The organism is Nostoc flagelliforme FACHB-838, assembly GCF_014698065.1.
GTDB classification, from domain to species: domain Bacteria; phylum Cyanobacteriota; class Cyanobacteriia; order Cyanobacteriales; family Nostocaceae; genus Nostoc; species Nostoc flagelliforme_B.
Map to the genome: position 1 here is coordinate 48,182 of NZ_JACJSI010000008.1, position 19,950 is coordinate 68,131.

Genomic DNA, 19,950 nt, shown 5'->3' on the forward strand with positions numbered 1-19,950 from the left:
TTCAGTAATTCAAAAAGTTAGGTCATTAATCATTGGTCATTAATAAAGAAAAAATGTCTAATTTGAGACGTACTTTAGGTATGACTTAACTTCAGGCTACCACGCTGCTAAGGTCAGCAGGGGACGGTTCATTTGGTTGAGAAATTGTTGAGACTGCATTAGCGATCGCAGCTACAACTTCTTTAACTTGGCTACTGCTTAAACCAGGATACATCGGTAATGATAATATTTGCTTTGACAACTTCTCTGCTTGGGGGAAATCTCCCGGTTGATAGCCTAAGTTGGTGAATGCTGGCTGGAGATGACAAGGAATTGGGTAGTGAATGCCAGTTTGAATTCCCGCTGCTGTGAGTTTTTCCTGAAGTTGCTGGCGTTCTATTGAGCAAGAATCATCAACTCGAATCACATAAAGATGATAAACATGTCCTGTATCACTTTGGTTTTTTATCGGGATAATCCCAGATGTGGCTAAGGGTGCTAATTCTTTATCATACTGCTTGGCAATAGTCAAACGATCGCGGTTCCACTGTGGTAAGTGTGGTAGTTTTTGGTGCAAGATGGCTGCTTGTAAAGTATCCAAACGGCTATTTGTACCTGGTTCAGTATGAAAATACTTTTGTGACGCACCGTAATTTCGCAAACGCCCCATTTTCTGAGCAACATCTGAATCTCGCGTCAACAATATTCCCCCATCCCCAAATGCTCCCAAATTTTTGCTGGGATAGAAACTAAAAGCTGCTGCTATTCCTACTGAACCAGCAAGATATCCGTCTCTTTGGGCGAGATGTGCTTGGGCGGCATCTTCAAAAATTAGTAGTTTGTAGGTATTGGCAAAGTTCAATAGTTCATGTGGTGATACCATCTGACCATAGAGATGGACAGGAATAATTGCTTTAGTCTGAGGCGTAATTGCCTTTGCTGCTTCTCTTAAGTCAATTAAAGCTGTTTGGCGATCGCAATCTACCAGAATTGGCTTCGCGCCAGCACGTTGTACCCCAATCAAGGTGGCGATAAAGGTGTTTGCTGGTAAAATCACTTCATCGCCAGTACCAATATTACACGCTTGCAACCCCAGAGCGATCGCATCTGTTCCTGATGCAACACCAACTCCATAATCAGCTCCAGACACTGCCGCAAATGCTGCTTCAAAATCTGAGAGTGCTTGCCCTAAAATAAAATCTCCCCGTTCCAACACAGATTGGATTGCGTCTTGTAATTGTGTTTGAATTGGTTCATGTTGTAACTTCAGGTCTACAAAAGGAACTCTAACAGTCATTTTATTCATTACCAATTGTCCTTACAAAATATTTCCTCGGATGCAAAAAATAGAATAGGCTGCACGATTTTGGGCGTGAAATTATCATAGATTGAATCTATTGGATAGAGACTTAGATAAACTATTTAGTAGACTATGGGTCATTCAAAATCATGCATATTCATTTCATCGCCCAAAGTTGCCATCAGACTTATGCCAAGCCTCCATTCCAACTTGTCTCAAAATTTAAAAGGCTTATCAACTAAGCTTTTCCCTAATTTTGTCGCTTGCTTCCCCATAGAGATATGTTGATCTATTTACCTCGTCCTTTACTGGGATTATTATTTCTGGGTGCTAGATTTTAACAGTAAAAATAGGTACATATCATTACAGCAATATGTCGTTTTTTTTAAGTAAATTTACTTTATATTAAAGTAAAAAACCTTTATATATATAAAGAATGACACCGCCTTTCTATTCCCTTCCTAGCATTAGCTTACCCTAGCTAAATCAAAATATAACGCAGTCTGATTACAAGATTTTAAGCAATAAAGACTACATCAGTGCTAAACCGAGAACTTTCAGCACCAGTAATTAGTAAGTAGCATACACCACATCGTCGGCTTAACGAGAGGGATAAAAAATTTTTGCCCCAAATTTGTTTGTCAGAGGCAAAATTAGGGAATGCTTAAAAATAGCAATTGATAACCTAGAAATAGGACTTGTATCAATTATAAAATCGATAAATTATTAAGGTAGCAGTGGCAATGATAGAGCCTGAAAACAAATTATTTGCCGTAAAGGATGGTTTGGATTCTCATGAATCAAGAGAACAACAACGCCTCAAAGCTTTGTCAGATTTAGGTTTGCGGCAACCAGAAACGATTCCAGTTTTTGAAGAAGCCACACAGACTGCTGCCCACTTTTTGGAAGCACCAATTTCCATATTGGGATTTGTGGATCATGAACGCCACTGGTTCAAGTCGGCCGTGGGCTTATCTAGGCTGGGACTAATGAATTATTTGGCACAAAGCCGCCAACTGTCACGCCGGGAATCATTTTGCACGCAGGTAGTAGAGAGCTTACAAATATTTGTAATTAACGATACACATAAGCTAACAGACCCAGTGCTTGCTAGCAGCAAGTTGGTGCAGGATTATGGTATTCGTGCTTACTTAGGAGCGCCACTGATTGATGCTGAGGGTCATTGTTTGGGTGCATTGGCAGTGATGGATTTAGTGCCGCGCAATTTTACAACCCGAGACATTGAGTTTTTACAAATCATCGCTCGTTGGAGTATGAGTGAGTTTGAACGTAACCGACTCTTGCAAGGCAAACTCGAATTAAACACTCCCAAAAGCACTCCTATATTTTCACTCAATGACGAACGTAACACTGAGATTAAAATCACCGCACGCACCGAAGATAGCGACTCTGTTTCTACCAAGCAACTGAAACTAGAACTTTTGGGTCAACTAACTCAGGAGTTACGTACACCATTAACATCTGTACTTGGTATGGCTAGCGTTTTAGGACGTGAGATTTATGGGCCTTTGACAACAAAGCAGAGAGAATATTTGGAAATTATCCAACATAGTGGTCGGTACTTACTTTCTTTAGTAAACGAAATTACCGAATTAGGAGCTATGGATGACAACTCAACTGTGCTAAATCTAGCTCCTGTGGATATTGAAATGCTATGCCAACAAGCTATCAATACCCTAGAAGAAGTGGCTAATCGCCGCGAGCAAGATATTCGCCTTTCTATAGAGCCAGGACGCAATCGCATTTGGCCTTTAGATAAAGACAAGGTGCGGCAAATCCTCTATCACCTGGTTTTCAGTGTGATTCAACTTTCCGCAACAGGTAGCATTGTTCGCATTCATGTTTCTTACAAAGAAGATACGCTCAATATTACTATTTGGGTTTCCCATCCTTGGCTAGGGGACGGCATAACTGAAGTTGACCCCTACTTCCGCCTCAATTCTTTATCACTGTTAGAGTTGACAGGTGAAGTAGCGAGTTATAACACTCATGCAGAAAGCCATCAGCAACCAGCTACTTCATCAGTGGCAGTGGATAATTCCCAAAACTTGAGTGATTCTGACTCAAATTTCTTTCCTGCTAGTTCGGGTATAAATTTAGCTAAATCACATGGAAGTCTTTCTCGTGAAAGCTTAGGTCTATTACTAAGTTGTCAACTGGCAGAATTGCATAATGGGAATATTTTGATTCAAGGTTCACCAGAATCAGGATATCGTTATGTGCTGTCTTTACCACTGCAAATAGCGACTTCCTCGCAGGCAGTTAGCGATATCTAGTCATGGCAATTGAGGATTGGGGATTGGAAAAGACGTATTCTTTATCTATATTTGATTAATTTGTAGCGAATTCTCTGCGTACCTTGGCACTTGCCTCTGCGCTGCGGGAAAGCCAAGCGCATCTACGTTTAAATTCAACCCTCAATTCACCACGATTTTATCTAAAGTTGTACTAAGTAGATGAAGGACTATCTTAACTTCATATTGACTAAAGTGGTTTCAAATTAAAGATAGTGACTGATGGCTAGGAATAAGAACGCTATTACGAGATGTGCAATCTCCCTTATTACCTTTTTATAGCCATAGGGATTATGATCAATTCCAAGTTCTGCGTCGGCAGGCTTATTGATCACAATGTTTTTTATGAATTTAGTCTGGCAACGATTTACTTTATCATCTTTACCGCTCAAAGAATATCTTGCTACCAGTTATGTACACCGCTCTCTGGTGGGACTGTTAAGTTCTTGGCGGCAAACCAGCATCTTGTTCCAATGGGGAGATGCGATAGCAGCTGGTTTACTTAGCTTAATATATGCTCTTGCACCTTTTGCTTCAAGCACATTGGTGGGTTTGTTGCTGGTGGCTTGTGTAGGGTTTTGGCTGTTGTTGACTTTATCTGATGAAGTAACACCAACAAATGTCTCTTCAGTCACTCCCATTCACCTACTGGTATTGGTTTACTGGGGAGTTGCCGCAATTGCAACAGCATTATCACCTGTGAAAAAGGCGGCACTTAATGACTTGGGCACTTTGACATTGTATTTGCTACTATTTGCCCTTTGTGCCAGGGTATTAAGGTCGCCTCGTCTCCGATCTTGGATTATCACCCTTTATCTGCACATATCGTTAATCGTCAGTGTATATGGGTTGCGGCAATGGTTTTTTGGAGCCACAGCACTAGCAACTTGGGTTGATCCAGAATCTCCTCTATCTAAGACTACAAGAGTCTACAGTTATTTAGGCAATCCCAACTTATTGGCTGGATACCTCCTACCAGCAGTAATTTTTAGCTTAGTGGCAATTTTTGCATGGCAAAGTTGGCTCAAAAAAGCTCTCGCACTAACAATGCTAATTGTCAATACTGCCTGCCTGATCCTGACTTTTAGCCGTGGCGGTTGGATTGGACTAGTGGTAGCAGTTTTGGCTGTGATGGCATTGCTGGTTTATTGGAAAAGCGTGGAAATGCCTCGTTTTTGGCGTACTTGGTCACTGCCGATTGTCTTAGGAGGTTTAATTGGGGTATTGGTGCTAGCAGTGGTATTTGTACCCATATTGCGCGAACGAGTATTCAGTATTTTTGCTGACCGTAAAGATAGCAGTAACAATTTTCGCCGAAATGTGTGGGATGCTGTATTTGAGATGATTCGCGATCGCCCAATTTTCGGCATTGGCCCTGGTCACAACTCTTTTAATAGAGTTTATCCCCTCTACCAACGACCTCGTTACACTGCTTTGAGCGCTTATTCGATCTTATTGGAAGTGACTGTGGAAACTGGCTTTGTTGGTTTGGCCTGCTTTCTTTGGCTAATAATTGTCACCTTTAATACGGCATTTTTGCAAATGCGGCGATTGCGACAATTGAAAAGTATAGACGGATTTTGGTTAATTGGAGCGATCGCTATTTTGTTAGGTATGCTAGCTCACGGAACCGTAGATACTGTTTGGTATCGTCCTGAAGTCAATACCCTCTGGTGGCTCATCGTTGGCTTAATTGCCAGCTACTGGACACCTTTAACTCAAAACCAGACATCATCTAGTTCAGAACCAGCAGTAAATTAATATGAATGAGTTGTCAGTTGTTTTCTACTAAACAACTGACAACTAACATATTTTGAATTTTGTAGATAGATAGCAAGTTGCCAAAAGATGTTTTGGGTTACTTGTACCAATTGGAAAAACTATTCCTACAGATGGATTCACGAAAGCTAGACACAGAACGTCATTCCTAATCCAAAATCCTTCGACTGATCGTAGCCGTTTGCCTAGCGTTCCGCAGGAAAGTCCAAAATGGTATTAGTCCCTGTAGGTAGTTGCAGTTGGAGAATTAGGATCACGATAAGCGGTCGGTTGGTCATCACGCTTTTTACCAGCCAAACCACCTAAACCTAATAAACCAAGTAACCCTAGCCAACCCCAATCAAAATCGTTACCATCGTCAGTGGTCGTTGTTGTAGTATTAGCTCCGGCATCATTCGTCGTTGTTTGAGCTTGTGCAGATAGAGTCAAGGGTAAAATACCCATACTTAAGCTGAGAATGCCAGCGCCAACAGCTGTAATGAGATTACTTTTCATAACTTGTAAAAATTCCTGGTGTCATCCGAAGTTACTCACCACTGTATCGAGTCTCAGCGTAAGTAAAATCAATCTGTGGCTATAAACTAGGAATTTCCATAACTCATGCTGTGGACATATAACATGGTTTTCGCAGCGATCCGTTTCTCCCTCTGCTGTGGTAGTTTAACAACATTAACCCTCAATAGCTTTTCATCGCCCGTTGAATATCACGCTGGTCTTGGCGTCGTTTCAAGTCTTCTCGCTTATCGTGGAGCTTTTTACCTTTGCCAAGGGCTATACTAATTTTTACCCAACCTCGTTTGAGATACATTTTCAAAGGGATTAAAGTTAAACCCTGCTGTTCTACTTTGCCAATTAGCTTACGGAGTTCTTGGCGATGCAACAGTAGCTTGCGTGTACGCCGTGGTTCATGATTAAAATATTGTCCACTAGCGTTGTAAGGCGAGATATGCACATTGATCAACCATGCTTCACCATTGCGAAGCAAAGCATAGCCATCTTGGAGATTGACTTTACCTGCACGAATTGACTTCACCTCGGTTCCTGTCAATTCAATTCCAGCTTCGTAAGTCTCTAGAATTTCATACAAATAACGGGCTTGACGGTTGTCGCTAATAACTTTGTAACTGTCGTTCTTGTCGCTCATTGATAATTTTGTTTGCTTGAAATGTACCTAAAAAATTATTTGAATTGGCTTGTGAATTATGGGGTGTATCTTAGAATCGCTATAAATGGTGAACTCTATATTACCAATTTAGCTTTTCTAAGTTCACAATTAACGTTTTCTGGCAACTTTAAGTTACTTGATACCAATTATCTGTGAGGTTGTATAGAGACAAGTTGCTTGAGCAGGTTGCCTCACCATGTCTGATTTTGTGCAGTTAGACGAAAAATTTGGTATAACGCTAATAATCCAAATGATAAATAGAGAAATCTGTAGTCCCCTAGTATACGGAGGTTTTAAGGCTCGATAATGTTCGCGTAGCATCTTGTAGAAAAAGGTTAGCGATAAATGAGTGTCTATAAAAGCGTCTGACTTGCTGACGTTGCCCTATCTTTTGGTGCAGCCAGCCGATGGTATCAGAAGTTCTTTTAAGGGAGATACTGCGTGAACGGGAGACAAAAAATAAAAGTATTTATACTTACTTAGCTTTTGAGAAATAATTGATTAAGTTAATAATTTACATTATGATAGGTATCTACTCTCCTTTATTAAGGAGTTATTACAAATTACAACGCTCTTTATACCTCCCAAGCAGAGCGAGTCAAAGGTGAGTTAGAATTCGTTAACTCATTCTAAAGATTTAAGATTTTCTTTATAAATAAACCCTAAAGGCAGTCATTAGCTGGTAATCCTGTCATAGTATGAAACATAAGAACACTATTATTGTCTGTGTTCACTGATGGAGGATATAGAAGTAAATTTCTGAGTAAAAAAATGCTAGGGGTGTACTATCCATGCCCTTGACGATCCTTGTAGTGGATGATGATTTGGGCACTCGTCTGTCTGTTAGCGACTATCTTGAACTGTCTGGTTACTCAGTGATTACGGCTAATGATGGTCGAGAAGCTTTGGCTATGGTGGATGACTATCATCCAGATTTAATTGTCACGGACATCATCATGCCAGAAATGAATGGCTATGAACTGGTGCGTCGGGTACGTCAACAGCCAGTGTTTCGCTTATTGCCTGTAATTTTATTAACAGCCCGAATTAAGACCCAGGAAAGAATTCTGGGCTACCAGTCAGGGTGCGATTTATATTTACCTAAGCCTTTTGAATTGGAAGAGTTAGCAGCAGCAATCCGCAATCTTTTAGAGCGATCGCAAATTATTCAATCGGAGTATCGCTTTTCTCATAAAGACAGTTTGGGTATTTCTGCTTCGACAAAAGCGGCGGATGCTCATAATTCTCTGTCCACTCAGATTCAGAAATCCCATCTGCACTCATCCCTAACTCATAGAGAACAGGAAGTTCTAGAGTTATTGACTCATGGTCTTTCTAATGCGGAAATGGGACATCAGCTACACCTGAGTCCTCGCACAGTGGAAAAGTACGTTAGCAGTTTATTAAGAAAAACTTCAACCAGCAACCGGGCAGAATTAGTGCGTTTTGCGATGAAGCATGGTTTGGTGGAATAAAAAAGTGAGGAGGAGAGACGCGATTAATCGCGTCTGTATAAGAGTGAAGAATTACAACTCCTAACTCCTAACTTGTGTAAGCAGACCTTCACAAGCATCGATCAGTAAATCAATAACCTGATTAAATCCCTCTTGACCACCATAATAGGGATCTGGAACTTCCTTAAGAGTGTGTCGAGAGCAAAACTCGCACATCAAACGAACTTTATGATGATATTGCTTAGTTTGATCAAGAGTGAGGATGTTCTCATAATTTTCTTGATCCATCGCCAAAATCAAATCAAAGTCTTGAAAGTCTGATTTTTGAAACTGGCGTGCTTGACCACACAGTTTAATTCCCAACTTAGTAGCAGCCGCAACACTCATGCGTCTGTCAGGTGGGCTACCAACATGATAATTAGATGTACCAGCAGAGTCACAGAAGATGTGTTCGCTCAAGCCAGCCTGCTCAATTAGATGATTCATGATGTTCTCTGCCGATGGCGATCGGCAGATGTTACCTAAGCAGACAAACAGCAACTTGTAAGGCATAGATATTTTTTGTCCTTTGTCAGTAGTCATTTGTCCTTTGTCTAATGACTAATGACTAATGACTAATGACCAATGACTAAAATCCAGGTAACTCCAAGCCACTGGTTAATTCTTCCATGCGTTCCCGCATTGTAGCTGTGGACTTGTTGTAGGCTTCTTTCATTGCCACTGTTACAAGATCGGAAAGTACTTCTGCACCTTCTCCTAAAGCATCTGGAGAAATTTCCACCCGCTTGGGTTCTTGGTTGCCACTGACAATCACTTTCACCAGGCCACCGCCAGATTCTCCTTGAATCTCCATTTGCTCCAATTCTTCTTGGAGTCGCTTTGCGCCTTCTTGAACTTGCTGTGCTTTCTTAAAAGCGTCAGCCAGCTCTTTCATTTTTCCTAAGCCAAAGCCAAATCCCTGTCCTTTACCTGTCATAATTATTTGTACGCTTGTGCGTTGAATAACAAATCAAATTCAATTATAGATGCGGTAAGTAATTTGCCTCTTTTTTTACCAATAATTAATGCGTCATAGAATGGGAAGTAGGGAATTGGGCATTGGTTATTAATTCATTTCCCTTATTTCCTCAGTCCCCAGTCCCCACTCTTTATCCACAAGCACTTTGAAACTCTCCGAGCATTTTGACTTCTGGCTCTAAATTAATAGACCAACGTTCTTGTACTTGATGTTGGATGTGGCGAATGAGACAGAAGATGTCGCTAGCTTTTGCCCCACCACGGTTAACGATAAAATTAGCGTGGAGTAGTGCTACTTGCGCTCCACCAATTTGGTAGCCTTTGAGACCAGTTTGTTCAATTAACCAGCCAGCGCTGTAAGGTTTAGGATTGCGGAACACACTACCACAACTAGGAAAGTTATATGGTTGGGTGCTTAACCGATGCTTTTTATGTTCTTTGGTGACTGCCACAACTTTTGCTGGGTCGGCACCAGGCGCGAGTTGTAAGGTGGCTTGGGTGACTATGCGATTGCCACCTTGCAATAATGAAGTCCGGTAGCTATAACCTAGCTGATCGGGAGTCAAAGTTTCCAACGTACCATCGGGTGAAAGTACCTGGGCGCTAACTAACATATCTGCGATACAGCTATTATGTGCCCCTGCATTCATGACCACAGCACCTCCAGCTGTTCCAGGGATGCCAACAGCCCACTCCAATCCTTGCCAACCTAATTCGGCTGCTGCCCATGCCAAACTAGGAATTGATTCTCCGGCTGCAACAGTTAATTGACCTGTCTGTGGGTCAAAGTTGCTAAAGCGGAGATGACGAGTAGCAATGACTAAGCCTGATATGCCACCATCGCTCACCAGCAAGTTAGAACCTGCTCCCAGTGTTGTCACCTTTAAGTTACGTTCTTTTGCGTATTTAAGACTTGCTTGCAGCGCTTCTAAGTTTCGGGGGGAAACGTATAAATCAGCTGCTCCCCCAACTCTATAGGAAGTGAACGCTGACAAATAAGCCTGAGGCTTAATCGCACAATCAGTATTAGGTAAGTAAATTACTTCACTCTCCACCGAATTAGTTGTTTGTTGTTTCTTTGTGTTCAAAGCAGAAACTGTGCAGACCTTTCCAGCTGCCTGGGAAATTGTCATCTTTACTTAGTATTGGTAAAATTTTTACATTTATTTACCGCAAAGATACGGTAATAGAATGAACCTATAGAACCAGGGTACTTTGCTCAGAAATAAAATCTTTACAAAGTGTCCACTTAGGATGTGGCTTTAGCAGGCTCACAAAGTGTCGTAATTACTTCAGGAATCACTTGATTCAAGTTACCTGCGCCCAAAAACAGTGCCAAGTCTCCTGGGCGTAGTGTTTTTAGCAGAAAGTGAGACACTGAGGCTAAAGTTGGTTGATAAATTACCTGTGAATGCTGTTTAGCAATTTCCGCCGCGAAACTTTCCCCACTAATTTGCCCTAAATTGGGTTCACCTGCACTGTAAATATCAGTCAGCACAACTAAATCAGCATGGGTAAAGGACTCGGCAAATTCCTCTAAAAAGGTCAGTGTACGACTATAGCGGTGGGGTTGGAAGATAGTAACTACTCTTTGCCCTGGTCTTGCCTGTAAACGTGCTGCCGCGAGAGTAGCACGAATTTCACTGGGGTGATGAGCATAGTCATCAATGAAGGTAATGCCGTTGACTTCACCTCGGAACTCAAAGCGTCGTCTTGCTCCTTCAAATGTGGCGATACCTTTGGCAATTGCTCCAAATTCTAAGCCCAAGGCACGACCAACAGCTACTGCTGCTAGAGCATTGCTGAGATTATGCCGACTGAGCAGGCGCAAGTTCAACACGCCCAAAGCTTTGCCTCTTTCCCAAACTAAAGCCGTGGTGCCATCAGCACGATAATCAATATTGGTGACGGTGTAATCAGCGTCGGTATCGGAGTATAAGCTGTAGCTAATTGTAGGTTGCAAGCGATCACGAACTGTAGCACAGTCAATGCTACCTATTAATGTTTTACAACCCTTAGCAAAGGTCTGGAAGATGTCAATGACTTCTTCTAATGTCTCGTAGTGGTCGGGATGATCGAGTTCAATATTGGTAATGATGCCAATCTCTGGAGCGTGTTTGACCAAAGAACCATCTGATTCATCTGCTTCAGCTACCAAATATTGGCTTTGTCCCAGCCGAGCATTGCCTTCCCAAGCATTAACTTCGCCACCTACTAAAATTGTTGGGTCTAGACCTGCTTCCAAAAGCATATAGCCGATCATACTACTAGTTGTAGTTTTGCCGTGTGTTCCTGCCACTGCAATACTGTAGTACTCGGCAATTAAGGCGGCTAGTACATCTGAACGATGTAAAACTGGACAACCTAATTCTAGCGCTGCTTTGTATTCTAAATTGTTAGTGTTAATTGCTGTTGAACAAATGACTTGAGGCAGCTTTGATTTAGTATCAGCAGGTAATTGTTCTAGTGAATTTAATACTACTGAATTTGCCAATACTTGAGGGCAAAAGAATTCGAGATTGCTTGCCTCATGTTTACCAAAAATATGAGCACCGATAGATTCCAATTTGTGCGTAATGTGGTTAGGACGAAGATCCGAACCTGATACTGGAAATTGACGCTTTGCGAGAACGTATGCCAGAGCAGACATACCTATGCCACCGATACCAATGAAATGAAATGGTCTACCATTAAAATCTACAAAATTAGTCATTTATTGCTCCTCTTACACCACACCACACCATAATCACAAATGACACGCGTATCATAACAGGAATTTGATTTTTACCGTAACTACTCCTGTATTAGGTTTATTTTTGATGCCCAAATGATATTTCCGCTCTGGTTTTCCTTGTTCAGAATGATTTTACCTTGGTTGGAGGTTTTTGCTATTTCTGAATTATTCTTAAGATTATTCCGAAAATTTTGGCTGCATCGGGAAAGAAATTCTTGTAATGTCAAATACATATTTTTGGCTACCTTACTGGAATTGGCTACATAATACATTGTTTAGTGAAACTGATTTGAAATTGCATCAAGTTTAGGCGTGAATTGAGTACAATAGTACATTGGTAATGAAACTATTTTTCAATTGCATAAAACCCAGGCTTAACTGGATGCAGCAACTAGCAATTTTTGGTGGCACATTTGATCCAATTCATTGGGGACACCTGCTCGTAGCCGAGACAGCTTTGCATCAAGTATCCCTTGAAAAGGTAATTTGGGTGCCATCTCTAAATCCTCCTCACAAAGAAGCAGCTTTGTTTGAGCATCGTATGCAAATGCTGCAATTAGCCATAAAAGATAACCCAGTGTTTACTGCCTCACTAGTGGAGACAAATCGCTCTGGGACTTCTTATGCCATTAACACCCTGATTGACTTATCTGCTTGTTACCCAAATACTCACTGGTATTGGATTGTCGGCTTGGATACTTTCCAAACCTTACCCCGTTGGTACCGTGGACACGAACTAGCACAAATGTGTGATTGGTTAATCGCACCCCGACTGCTAGGTGGTGAGACTATAACTCAAAGCAAATTAATCTGCAAGCAAGTAGAAGAACAATTCAGGGAGCAGTTATACACCATTCACTGGCAACTCTTGAATATACCTTTAGTAGGAGTTTCGTCAAGTCTAATTCGCAAATTTTGCCGCGAACGCCAGTCAATTCGTTATTTAGTCCCGGAATCGGTCAGATCATATATCACTAACAACAATCTTTACTCCCACAAATCTGAATAAATTATGTGTTTTTTTATTGATCTAACACTTTATGGTTAAAAGTGCCCCCCCCCTTTGCGATATGATTGGGGTCAACGATATCAACATATAAGCATAAATACAGAGGGCAAGACACTGTGATTAGAGTTGCAATCAACGGTTTCGGGCGGATTGGACGTAACTTTGCGCGTTGCTGGGTGGGTAGAGAGAATAGTAAAATCGATCTTGTCGCTATTAATGACACCTCAGACCCTAGAACTAATGCTCACCTGCTGAAGTATGACTCGATGCTAGGCAAGATCAAAGGTGCTGAGATTAGTGCCGATGATAACTCTATCATCGTTAACGGTAAGACCATTAAGTGCGTATCCGATCGCAACCCAGAAAACTTGCCCTGGAAAGAGTGGGGAATTGACCTAATTATCGAAGCAACCGGGGTATTTACTAGCAAAGAAGGAGCGCTCAAGCATGTGAATGCTGGAGCCAAGAAAGTTCTGATTACCGCTCCTGGTAAAAACGAGGATGGCACTTTTGTGGTTGGGGTGAATCATCACAACTATGACCACAACAAACACCACATTATCAGTAACGCTAGCTGTACTACCAATTGCTTGGCACCAATCGCCAAGGTGTTGAACGATAAGTTCGGCATCATCAAAGGTACAATGACCACCACCCACAGCTATACAGGCGATCAGCGGTTGCTAGACGCTTCTCACCGGGATTTGCGACGGGCGAGGGCAGCAGCAATCAATATTGTACCCACCTCCACTGGTGCTGCAAAGGCAGTGGCGCTGGTTATCCCAGACCTCAAAGGCAAGCTGAATGGCGTTGCCTTACGTGTACCGACCCCGAACGTCTCAATGGTAGATTTCGTTGTTCAGGTTGAGAAGCGTACTATTACTGAAGAAGTTAACCAAGCTCTCAAGGATGCTGCTGAAGGCCCACTTAAAGGTATTTTGGACTACAGCGAACTAGAACTGGTATCCTCTGATTATCAAGGTAGTGATGCTTCTTCGATTGTTGATGCCAACTTGACTTTGGTTTTGGGTAATGACCTAGTAAAAGTTATGGCGTGGTATGACAATGAGTGGGGTTACAGCCAACGAGTCTTGGATTTGGCGGAATTAGTAGCTGAAAAGTGGCAATAACTTTGTCATTGGTCATTGGTCATTAGAAAAATGACAAAAAACTATTGATCAAAATGTTGAAATCCCTGGCTAAGACTCAGAACTTGGTCAGGGAATTTTTTTTGTTCGTCGTGCAATAGTACTGTTGATCCGGCTGTAATTTTGCCCACGATCGCAGCACCTTGACCAAGATGTTGCACTAAGGCTGATGCTGACTCTTGTGGTAAGCACAGTACTAATTCAAAGTCTTCGCCACCATATAGTGCATATTTTAGGGCTTGCTCTTGTGTCAGCCAATGGTCAAAAGCTGCTGGCAAGGAAATTTGCCTGCGTTGTAACACAGCGCCAACGCTACTGGCGCGGCAGATTTGGATAATCGCATCTGCCAAACCATCGCTGCTATCCATACCAGCAATGGGCATGGGGCATGGGGTTGCTAAAATTTTCCAGAGGATTGGTAAGACATCTAATCGTGGTTGTGGGTGTTGGTGGGCGCGGATTAGAGCCATCTTTTCCACTTCCTGGAGATTCTGTCCTAATTCGGGATGCAAGAGCAGTTCTAAGCCAGCGTGGGAGGCTCCATGAACGCCTGTAACGATGATCGCATCTCCCGGAACAGCAGCAGAACGGCGGATAATTTGGCTAGGGTTAACTTGGCCAAAAGCAGTAATTGCCAGAGTCGTCACAGGCGATCGCACAATATCACCCCCGACAATTGGGGTATTGTATTTTTGCAGGCATTCTGTAATTCCCTGGTATAGTCGCTCAACCCAACTCACCTCAATTTCACCTGGGAGTCCTAACCCGACAGTTATTCCCAATGGGGAAGCACCCATTGCTGCTAAATCTGATAAATTGGCAGCAGCAGATCGCCAGCCAGCATCTTCTGGGGAAGTGGTGAGGTTGCTAAAATGCACGCCGTCAACTAGCACATCTGTAGTTACTACCAAAGATTGCCCTGGCGCAGTTTGAAATACTGCTGCATCATCGCCGATAATTTCTGGAGGACAGAAGCGCTGTAATATTTCTAAAAGACCTTGTTCACCAATATCTTTTAGCTGTTGAGAAGATAATTCATTGTTCACAATCGGTTTTCCGTGTTGCAAAAATATAAATAAAACTGATAATTTACTTTATTGTTTAAGGGCATACATAATAAGTCAAGAATCTTGTTTGTGATATACAGAAGTTTTCTTTTGTCTGAAGTACAAAGCTATGTATGGATTTTGAGGCACGATAGCGCAGCGGTAGTAAGTCCGCAAGCGTCGGCAGGAGTATAGAAACTCTTTATATATGATTGATTCTTAGTTCTAGATTTTGTACCTCGGTTAATTGAAAACTGCTATATGTACAACAAAATTAGCTAAGACTTTTTTAATAAAATTTAACATATATTTTGTGAACTAGTTGATGTTGTAAAATAAACAGTGGATTTTGTAAATTAATAAATTGAATCGTATATTTAAGCATCTTTGGTCTTCACTACCAAAAAAATTGCAGATGATTGGGATTTTCATTTCACCAAATTATTAGGAATGGGTCTAATTGATAAACCACTCATTTTGGTATTATTGCTTTTTATTTTTTGGTATCACTCTTGCGCGATACTTTCTTATTGCTGGAGGAGCATACTTGCTCTTTTATTTAGTTTTGGGTAAGTCCCTCGCTAACAAGAGTTTGCATTTAAAACCGTTGATGAGTTGTTCCATTAAAAACGATATCGAATTATCGGTACTCTCCGCAGTGGTTTTTGCTATTTGTGGAGCGTTTATTATCTCAGAATATAGTTTGGGAGCAACGCTATTATACACTGACCCATACAAGTACGGGCTGTGGTATTTAGTAGTTAGCTTTATTGCGGTGTTAGTTCTTCAGGATACTTACTTTTATTTTATCCATCGCATGTTTCACCAACCTCTGATTTTTAGATGGATGCATTATGGACACCACCGTTCAGGAGAGCCAACACCCTGGAGTTGCTCTGCGTTCGATTTGCCAGAAGCGATCGTACAAGGAATCTTTTTTGTAGGTGTAAGCTTCATCGTTCCATTGCATTTTATTACCTTAGTTACAGCACTTATAACAATGACTGTATGGGCAGTGTTTACCCATCTTGGATTTGAGCTATTTCCTTCGTCATCTAAAAGTTACTGGCTTGGAAAGTGGTTTATCGGTTCTATTCATCATTCTATACATCACCGTAAGTATAAAGTGCATTACGGTTTGTATTTTACGTTCTGGGACAAACTACTTGGTACTGAAGACCCTAATTATGAAAACGCAACCCACACAAGGGAGTTTTAATCTTTTATGAGTCATTAGTCATTGGTTATCAAGCACAATAAAAATGTCAGTTGTCAGAATTGAGAATTGAATTGGAGTGCGGTTGACGCATGGCGCAGTGGTAAAGAGTCTGCAAAGGTCTGAATAAGTGCTAAGACTTATACTAAATTAAAGATTTAGTGATCAACAAGAGAGTGGCTGGTTCAAATCACCACTAATTCATTCTGATTCTTGAATTCTGACTTCTAAATTTTTATTTGATTACAAATGACTAATGAATAATGACAAATTCACAAATAATGTGCAATATAAATGCGTAACACCTTATTTACTACTTTCTAATTCATTTTTGTTTCTAGTTGTTTAATACGGAAACCAGATATTTACAAAAATATCGTAAATAAGTTCAACTCTATTTACAATATAAAATTCCTTTACTTAACAATAAATCTTTTGCTATGCGTCAATTGTTACTAGTTTTGGCGAGTATACTAACTCTCAGCAGTTTAGATACTCCGACGATCGCGATCGCAGGCACAAGGTCTAATTTACCTGAGATGCGCTTAGTTCAAAAGCTGAACTGCAATAATGCTCAAACTCAAGCAGCAATTAATGAATGTGCAAAGTTGTCTTATCAGAATGCAGATAAAAAACTGAATCAGGTTTATCAACAATTAATATCTACATTAGAAAGGTCTAGAAAACAAAAATTGGTTGCTGCACAGTTAGCATGGATTAAGTTTCGAGATACCAATTGTGAGTTTGAAAGAAGCGGATATGAGGGCGGAAGTATTGTTCCTACCATTTATTTTGGTTGTTTGGAAAATACCACAAAACTGCGTACCCAACAATTACAAGAATATCTCAAACCTAACCCCTAAGCATGAATTAGAGGCACATAGCTGTGCTACCTTAGCTTGCACCTGATGTCTAAGCGTATAACTGCTTGTCGGTACATAATAGCTAAAATTAGTCGAATTGCTTGAGAGAGTAACCTCTCACAGAGAGGAATGAAAATTCCTTTTCCCCATTCTTCACTCCCTTTTTAGTAAAGAATTGTAATTCAAAATCCCAAATCTAAACCTCAAAATTCGCATGAGTCCCTGACTACGGTAGTCTAGATGAGAGTGAATTTATCGCCTGCAATATTATATTGTTTTATGACTTCAGTTGTTTCTAGTCCCCCACGCACTATTCGGATCGGCTCACGCAAAAGCCAACTTGCTCTGGTTCAGACCTACTGGGTACAAGAGCAGCTCCAGAAAAGCTTTCCTGATATCATTTTTGAAGTCCACACCATGTCTACCCAAGGCGATAAAATCTTGGATGTAGCATTAGCTAAGATTGGCGATAAAGGACTTTTTACTAAAGAACTTGAAGTTGGAATGCTCAATCAGGAGATTGACTTTGCTGTTCATTCTCTTAAGGATCTGCCGACTCACTTACCTGAAGGGTTAACACTGGCAGCAATTACTGAACGGGAAAATCCAGCAGATGCATTAGTAGTGCATGAAAAGCACAAAGATAAACAAATTGATACATTGCCAGAAGGTGCGGTAATTGGTACATCTTCCCTGCGGCGGTTAGCACAGTTACGCCACCACTTCCCCCACTTTACCTTTAAGGATGTCCGGGGAAACTTGATTACACGGTTAGCAAAACTGGATGCAGGTGAATACGATGCCCTAATTTTGGCAGCAGCAGGATTAGAGAGATTGGGAATGGGCGATCGCGTGCATCAAATTCTCCCCAAAGAAATCTCCCTTCATGCCGTGGGACAAGGTGCTTTAGGGATAGAATGCCGTGCTGATGATAGTGACTTGCTATCTCTACTCAAAGCGATCGAACATCCCCAAACACGCGATCGCTGTCTCGCCGAACGGTCTTTTTTACGCTCTTTAGAGGGCGGTTGTCAAGTCCCTATTGGTGTAAATACAGAAATATCTGGTGAAAATTTGACTTTAACAGGCATAGTTGCCAGTGTAGATGGTCAAAAGTTCGTGAAAGATACCGTCACAGGGATTGCCAACAACGCCGAAGCACTAGGTCAAGAACTAGCAGAACTGTTGCGGCATCAAGGAGCGCAAGAAATTCTATCAGAAATTTTTGCAGTGATTCAACGCGGTTCTTAAGCAATTGGGCAAGCCGATGTGATTAGATAAGAATTGATCGCCGTTGCACAAAAGATGTGCCAGACGCGACAAGTCGTGTTGGTCGCGATCAATAAAGTTAATTTGACAAATATAGACAGAATCGGGGAAGCAAAAATTACCATGCGGATTCTATTTGTTGCAGCAGAGGCAGCACCCATTGCCAAAGTAGGAGGAATGGGTGATGTTGTTGGGGCATTACCCAAATTCCTGAGAGAAATGGGGCATGATGTGCGGATATTCTTGCCTTACTATGGCTTCCTGCCAGACAAAATGGAAATTCCCCAAGAACCCATCTGGCAGGGATCTGCCATGTTCCAGGAATTCGCTGTTTATGAAAGCGTTCTGCCTGGTACTGATGTTCCCTTGTACTTATTTGGGCATCCCGTTTTTCTACCCCGCCGGATTTATTCTGGAGATGATGAAGACTGGCGATTCACTTTCTTTGCCAATGGTGCAGCCGAGTTTGCCTGGAATTACTGGAAACCAGAAATTATCCATTGTCATGACTGGCATACGGGGATGATTCCTGTGTGGATGCACCAAGATCCTGATATCACCACAGTCTTTACTATTCATAATCTGGCTTATCAAGGGCCGTGGCGTTGGTATTTAGAAAAAATCACTTGGTGTCCTTGGTATATGCAAGGACATAACACAATGGCAGCAGCGGTACAATTTGCCAATAAGGTAAATACAGTTTCGCCCACTTATGCCGAGCAAATTAAGACAGCAACTTACGGTGAAACATTAGAAGGTTTGCTGTCTTTTATTAGCGGTAAATTATCTGGGATTATCAACGGCATTGATACCGAAGTTTATAACCCAGAAGATGACAAATACATTGCTCAAACGTTTAGTACTGATACTTTAGCTCAACGCAAAGCTAATAAAATTGCTTTGCAAGAAGAAGTAGGATTAGAAGTCAACTCCAAAGCCTTTTTAATTGGGATTGTGACACGATTAGTGGAACAAAAAGGCATTGATTTGATATTGCAAATCCTCGATCGCTTCCTATCTTATACAGATGCACAGTTTGTGCTGTTGGGGACAGGCGATCGCTACTATGAAACTCAAATGTGGCAATTAGCATCCCGCTTTCCCGGACGCATGGCAACTTATTTACTGTATAACGATGCCTTGTCTCGCCGGATCTACGCTGGTACTGATGCCTTTTTAATGCCTAGTCGTTTTGAACCATGCGGTATCAGCCAAATGATGTCTTTACGCTACGGTTCTGTGCCTATTGTCCGCCGCACAGGTGGATTAGTTGACACTGTAAGCCATCACGATCCCGAAAATGCAGCAGGCACGGGTTATTGCTTTGATCGTTATGAACCGTTAGACCTTTTCACCTGTATGATCCGGGCTTGGGAAGGCTTCCGTTTCAAACCACAATGGCTAGAACTACAAAAGCGGGGGATGGCCCAAGACTTTAGTTGGTATCAATCTGCCAAAGAGTACGTGAAGTTATACAGGTCAATTTACGGCCTGCCAGAAGAAGAGGAGACACCACAACCAGAGTTAGTTTTAAACGAAGCAGTTACTAATAGCAAGTCCTAAAACGCTATGGGCGTACAGTTATAGATGTACGCCCCTACTATTAATTACTCGTCGCTTTGCTCTGACTAATAGATTCTGGTCAGGGTTTCACTT

The 19,950-nt window shown here is 41.5% G+C and carries 17 protein-coding genes; 9 read left to right on the forward strand and 8 right to left on the reverse strand.

The window, feature by feature from the left end; genetic code table 11:
- Nucleotides 1–91: 91 nt before the first annotated feature.
- Nucleotides 92–1,285: a DegT/DnrJ/EryC1/StrS family aminotransferase gene (locus tag H6G97_RS06415; protein WP_190939845.1), complete on the reverse strand. Its 1,194-nt coding sequence runs from the start codon at nucleotides 1,283–1,285 to the stop codon at nucleotides 92–94.
- Between the two features lie 737 nt (nucleotides 1,286–2,022).
- On the opposite strand from H6G97_RS06415, the gene H6G97_RS06420 reads away from it, so the two are divergent.
- Nucleotides 2,023–3,576, forward strand: coding sequence for a GAF domain-containing sensor histidine kinase (locus H6G97_RS06420; protein WP_190939846.1), 1,554 nt, complete (start codon nucleotides 2,023–2,025; stop codon nucleotides 3,574–3,576).
- 363 nt (nucleotides 3,577–3,939) lie between these two features.
- On the forward strand, nucleotides 3,940–5,355 hold the full coding sequence (locus H6G97_RS06425; RefSeq protein ID WP_190939847.1) for an IctB family putative bicarbonate transporter: 1,416 nt from the start codon (nucleotides 3,940–3,942) through the stop codon (nucleotides 5,353–5,355).
- A gap of 234 nt (nucleotides 5,356–5,589) precedes the next feature.
- Here H6G97_RS06425 and H6G97_RS06430 read toward each other — a convergent pair whose 3' ends face one another.
- Nucleotides 5,590–5,868, reverse strand: a complete 279-nt coding sequence (locus H6G97_RS06430) for a WGxxGxxG family protein (RefSeq protein ID WP_190939848.1) — start codon at nucleotides 5,866–5,868, stop codon at nucleotides 5,590–5,592.
- A 181-nt stretch (nucleotides 5,869–6,049) separates the two neighbouring features.
- Nucleotides 6,050–6,517, reverse strand: a complete 468-nt coding sequence (gene smpB / locus H6G97_RS06435) for an SsrA-binding protein SmpB (RefSeq protein ID WP_190939849.1) — start codon at nucleotides 6,515–6,517, stop codon at nucleotides 6,050–6,052.
- An 812-nt stretch (nucleotides 6,518–7,329) separates the two neighbouring features.
- Here smpB and H6G97_RS06440 point away from each other — a divergent pair.
- Nucleotides 7,330–8,013 (forward strand): response regulator transcription factor, encoded by a 684-nt coding sequence (locus H6G97_RS06440; protein WP_190939850.1) that lies wholly within the window; start codon nucleotides 7,330–7,332, stop codon nucleotides 8,011–8,013.
- A 60-nt stretch (nucleotides 8,014–8,073) separates the two neighbouring features.
- On the opposite strand, the gene H6G97_RS06445 is transcribed toward H6G97_RS06440, so the two are convergent.
- The 4 genes from H6G97_RS06445 to murC all read right to left on the reverse strand — a co-directional run bounded on the left by H6G97_RS06445 (nucleotide 8,074) and on the right by murC (nucleotide 11,722).
- Nucleotides 8,074–8,544 (reverse strand): low molecular weight protein-tyrosine-phosphatase, encoded by a 471-nt coding sequence (locus tag H6G97_RS06445; protein ID WP_190939923.1) that lies wholly within the window; start codon nucleotides 8,542–8,544, stop codon nucleotides 8,074–8,076.
- Between the two features lie 76 nt (nucleotides 8,545–8,620).
- Nucleotides 8,621–8,968 carry a YbaB/EbfC family nucleoid-associated protein gene (locus H6G97_RS06450; RefSeq protein ID WP_190939851.1) on the reverse strand — a complete coding sequence of 116 codons (348 nt, stop codon included), beginning with the start codon at nucleotides 8,966–8,968 and terminating at the stop codon, nucleotides 8,621–8,623.
- Between the two features lie 172 nt (nucleotides 8,969–9,140).
- Nucleotides 9,141–10,142, reverse strand: coding sequence for a UDP-N-acetylmuramate dehydrogenase (gene murB / locus H6G97_RS06455; protein WP_190939852.1), 1,002 nt, complete (start codon nucleotides 10,140–10,142; stop codon nucleotides 9,141–9,143).
- Nucleotides 10,143–10,258: 116 nt separating this feature from the next.
- Nucleotides 10,259–11,722: a UDP-N-acetylmuramate--L-alanine ligase gene (gene murC, locus H6G97_RS06460; protein WP_190939853.1), complete on the reverse strand. Its 1,464-nt coding sequence runs from the start codon at nucleotides 11,720–11,722 to the stop codon at nucleotides 10,259–10,261.
- Nucleotides 11,723–12,125: 403 nt separating this feature from the next.
- Here murC and nadD point away from each other — a divergent pair, with 403 nt between their 5' ends.
- Complete coding sequence (nadD, locus tag H6G97_RS06465; RefSeq protein WP_190939854.1) at nucleotides 12,126–12,752, forward strand: nicotinate (nicotinamide) nucleotide adenylyltransferase; 627 nt, start codon at nucleotides 12,126–12,128, stop codon at nucleotides 12,750–12,752.
- Nucleotides 12,753–12,868: 116 nt separating this feature from the next.
- Nucleotides 12,869–13,882 (forward strand): type I glyceraldehyde-3-phosphate dehydrogenase, encoded by a 1,014-nt coding sequence (locus H6G97_RS06470; protein ID WP_190939855.1) that lies wholly within the window; start codon nucleotides 12,869–12,871, stop codon nucleotides 13,880–13,882.
- 41 nt (nucleotides 13,883–13,923) lie between these two features.
- Here H6G97_RS06470 and thiL read toward each other — a convergent pair whose 3' ends face one another.
- Entirely contained in the window at nucleotides 13,924–14,946 is a 1,023-nt protein-coding gene (thiL, locus tag H6G97_RS06475; protein WP_190939856.1) for a thiamine-phosphate kinase, read from the reverse strand.
- 610 nt (nucleotides 14,947–15,556) lie between these two features.
- On the opposite strand from thiL, the gene H6G97_RS06480 reads away from it, so the two are divergent.
- The 4 genes from H6G97_RS06480 (at nucleotide 15,557) to glgA (ending at nucleotide 19,857) form a co-directional block, all read left to right on the forward strand.
- Nucleotides 15,557–16,165 (forward strand): sterol desaturase family protein, encoded by a 609-nt coding sequence (locus H6G97_RS06480; protein ID WP_338421597.1) that lies wholly within the window; start codon nucleotides 15,557–15,559, stop codon nucleotides 16,163–16,165.
- A gap of 437 nt (nucleotides 16,166–16,602) precedes the next feature.
- Nucleotides 16,603–17,025, forward strand: coding sequence for a lysozyme inhibitor LprI family protein (locus tag H6G97_RS06485; protein ID WP_190939858.1), 423 nt, complete (start codon nucleotides 16,603–16,605; stop codon nucleotides 17,023–17,025).
- A 279-nt stretch (nucleotides 17,026–17,304) separates the two neighbouring features.
- A complete protein-coding gene (gene hemC, locus H6G97_RS06490; protein WP_190939859.1) occupies nucleotides 17,305–18,276 on the forward strand; it encodes a hydroxymethylbilane synthase in 972 nt (323 codons plus the stop codon).
- Nucleotides 18,277–18,417: 141 nt separating this feature from the next.
- Complete coding sequence (gene glgA / locus H6G97_RS06495; protein WP_190939860.1) at nucleotides 18,418–19,857, forward strand: glycogen synthase GlgA; 1,440 nt, start codon at nucleotides 18,418–18,420, stop codon at nucleotides 19,855–19,857.
- Nucleotides 19,858–19,950: the final 93 nt, after the last annotated feature.

Coding starts and splice junctions, on each gene's coding strand:
- H6G97_RS06450 (WP_190939851.1), bottom strand. CDS start 8,968: ATGACAGGTAAAGGACAGGGATTTGGCTTTGGCTTAGGAAAAATGAAA.
- nadD (WP_190939854.1), top strand. CDS start 12,126: ATGCAGCAACTAGCAATTTTTGGTGGCACATTTGATCCAATTCATTGG.
- H6G97_RS06425 (WP_190939847.1), top strand. CDS start 3,940: ATGAATTTAGTCTGGCAACGATTTACTTTATCATCTTTACCGCTCAAA.
- H6G97_RS06440 (WP_190939850.1), top strand. CDS start 7,330: ATGCCCTTGACGATCCTTGTAGTGGATGATGATTTGGGCACTCGTCTG.
- H6G97_RS06420 (WP_190939846.1), top strand. CDS start 2,023: ATGATAGAGCCTGAAAACAAATTATTTGCCGTAAAGGATGGTTTGGAT.
- H6G97_RS06415 (WP_190939845.1), bottom strand. CDS start 1,285: ATGAATAAAATGACTGTTAGAGTTCCTTTTGTAGACCTGAAGTTACAA.
- hemC (WP_190939859.1), top strand. CDS start 17,305: ATGACTTCAGTTGTTTCTAGTCCCCCACGCACTATTCGGATCGGCTCA.
- H6G97_RS06485 (WP_190939858.1), top strand. CDS start 16,603: ATGCGTCAATTGTTACTAGTTTTGGCGAGTATACTAACTCTCAGCAGT.
- murC (WP_190939853.1), bottom strand. CDS start 11,722: ATGACTAATTTTGTAGATTTTAATGGTAGACCATTTCATTTCATTGGT.
- H6G97_RS06445 (WP_190939923.1), bottom strand. CDS start 8,544: ATGCCTTACAAGTTGCTGTTTGTCTGCTTAGGTAACATCTGCCGATCG.
- smpB (WP_190939849.1), bottom strand. CDS start 6,517: ATGAGCGACAAGAACGACAGTTACAAAGTTATTAGCGACAACCGTCAA.
- murB (WP_190939852.1), bottom strand. CDS start 10,142: ATGACAATTTCCCAGGCAGCTGGAAAGGTCTGCACAGTTTCTGCTTTG.
- H6G97_RS06430 (WP_190939848.1), bottom strand. CDS start 5,868: ATGAAAAGTAATCTCATTACAGCTGTTGGCGCTGGCATTCTCAGCTTA.
- glgA (WP_190939860.1), top strand. CDS start 18,418: ATGCGGATTCTATTTGTTGCAGCAGAGGCAGCACCCATTGCCAAAGTA.
- H6G97_RS06480 (WP_338421597.1), top strand. CDS start 15,557: ATGAGTTGTTCCATTAAAAACGATATCGAATTATCGGTACTCTCCGCA.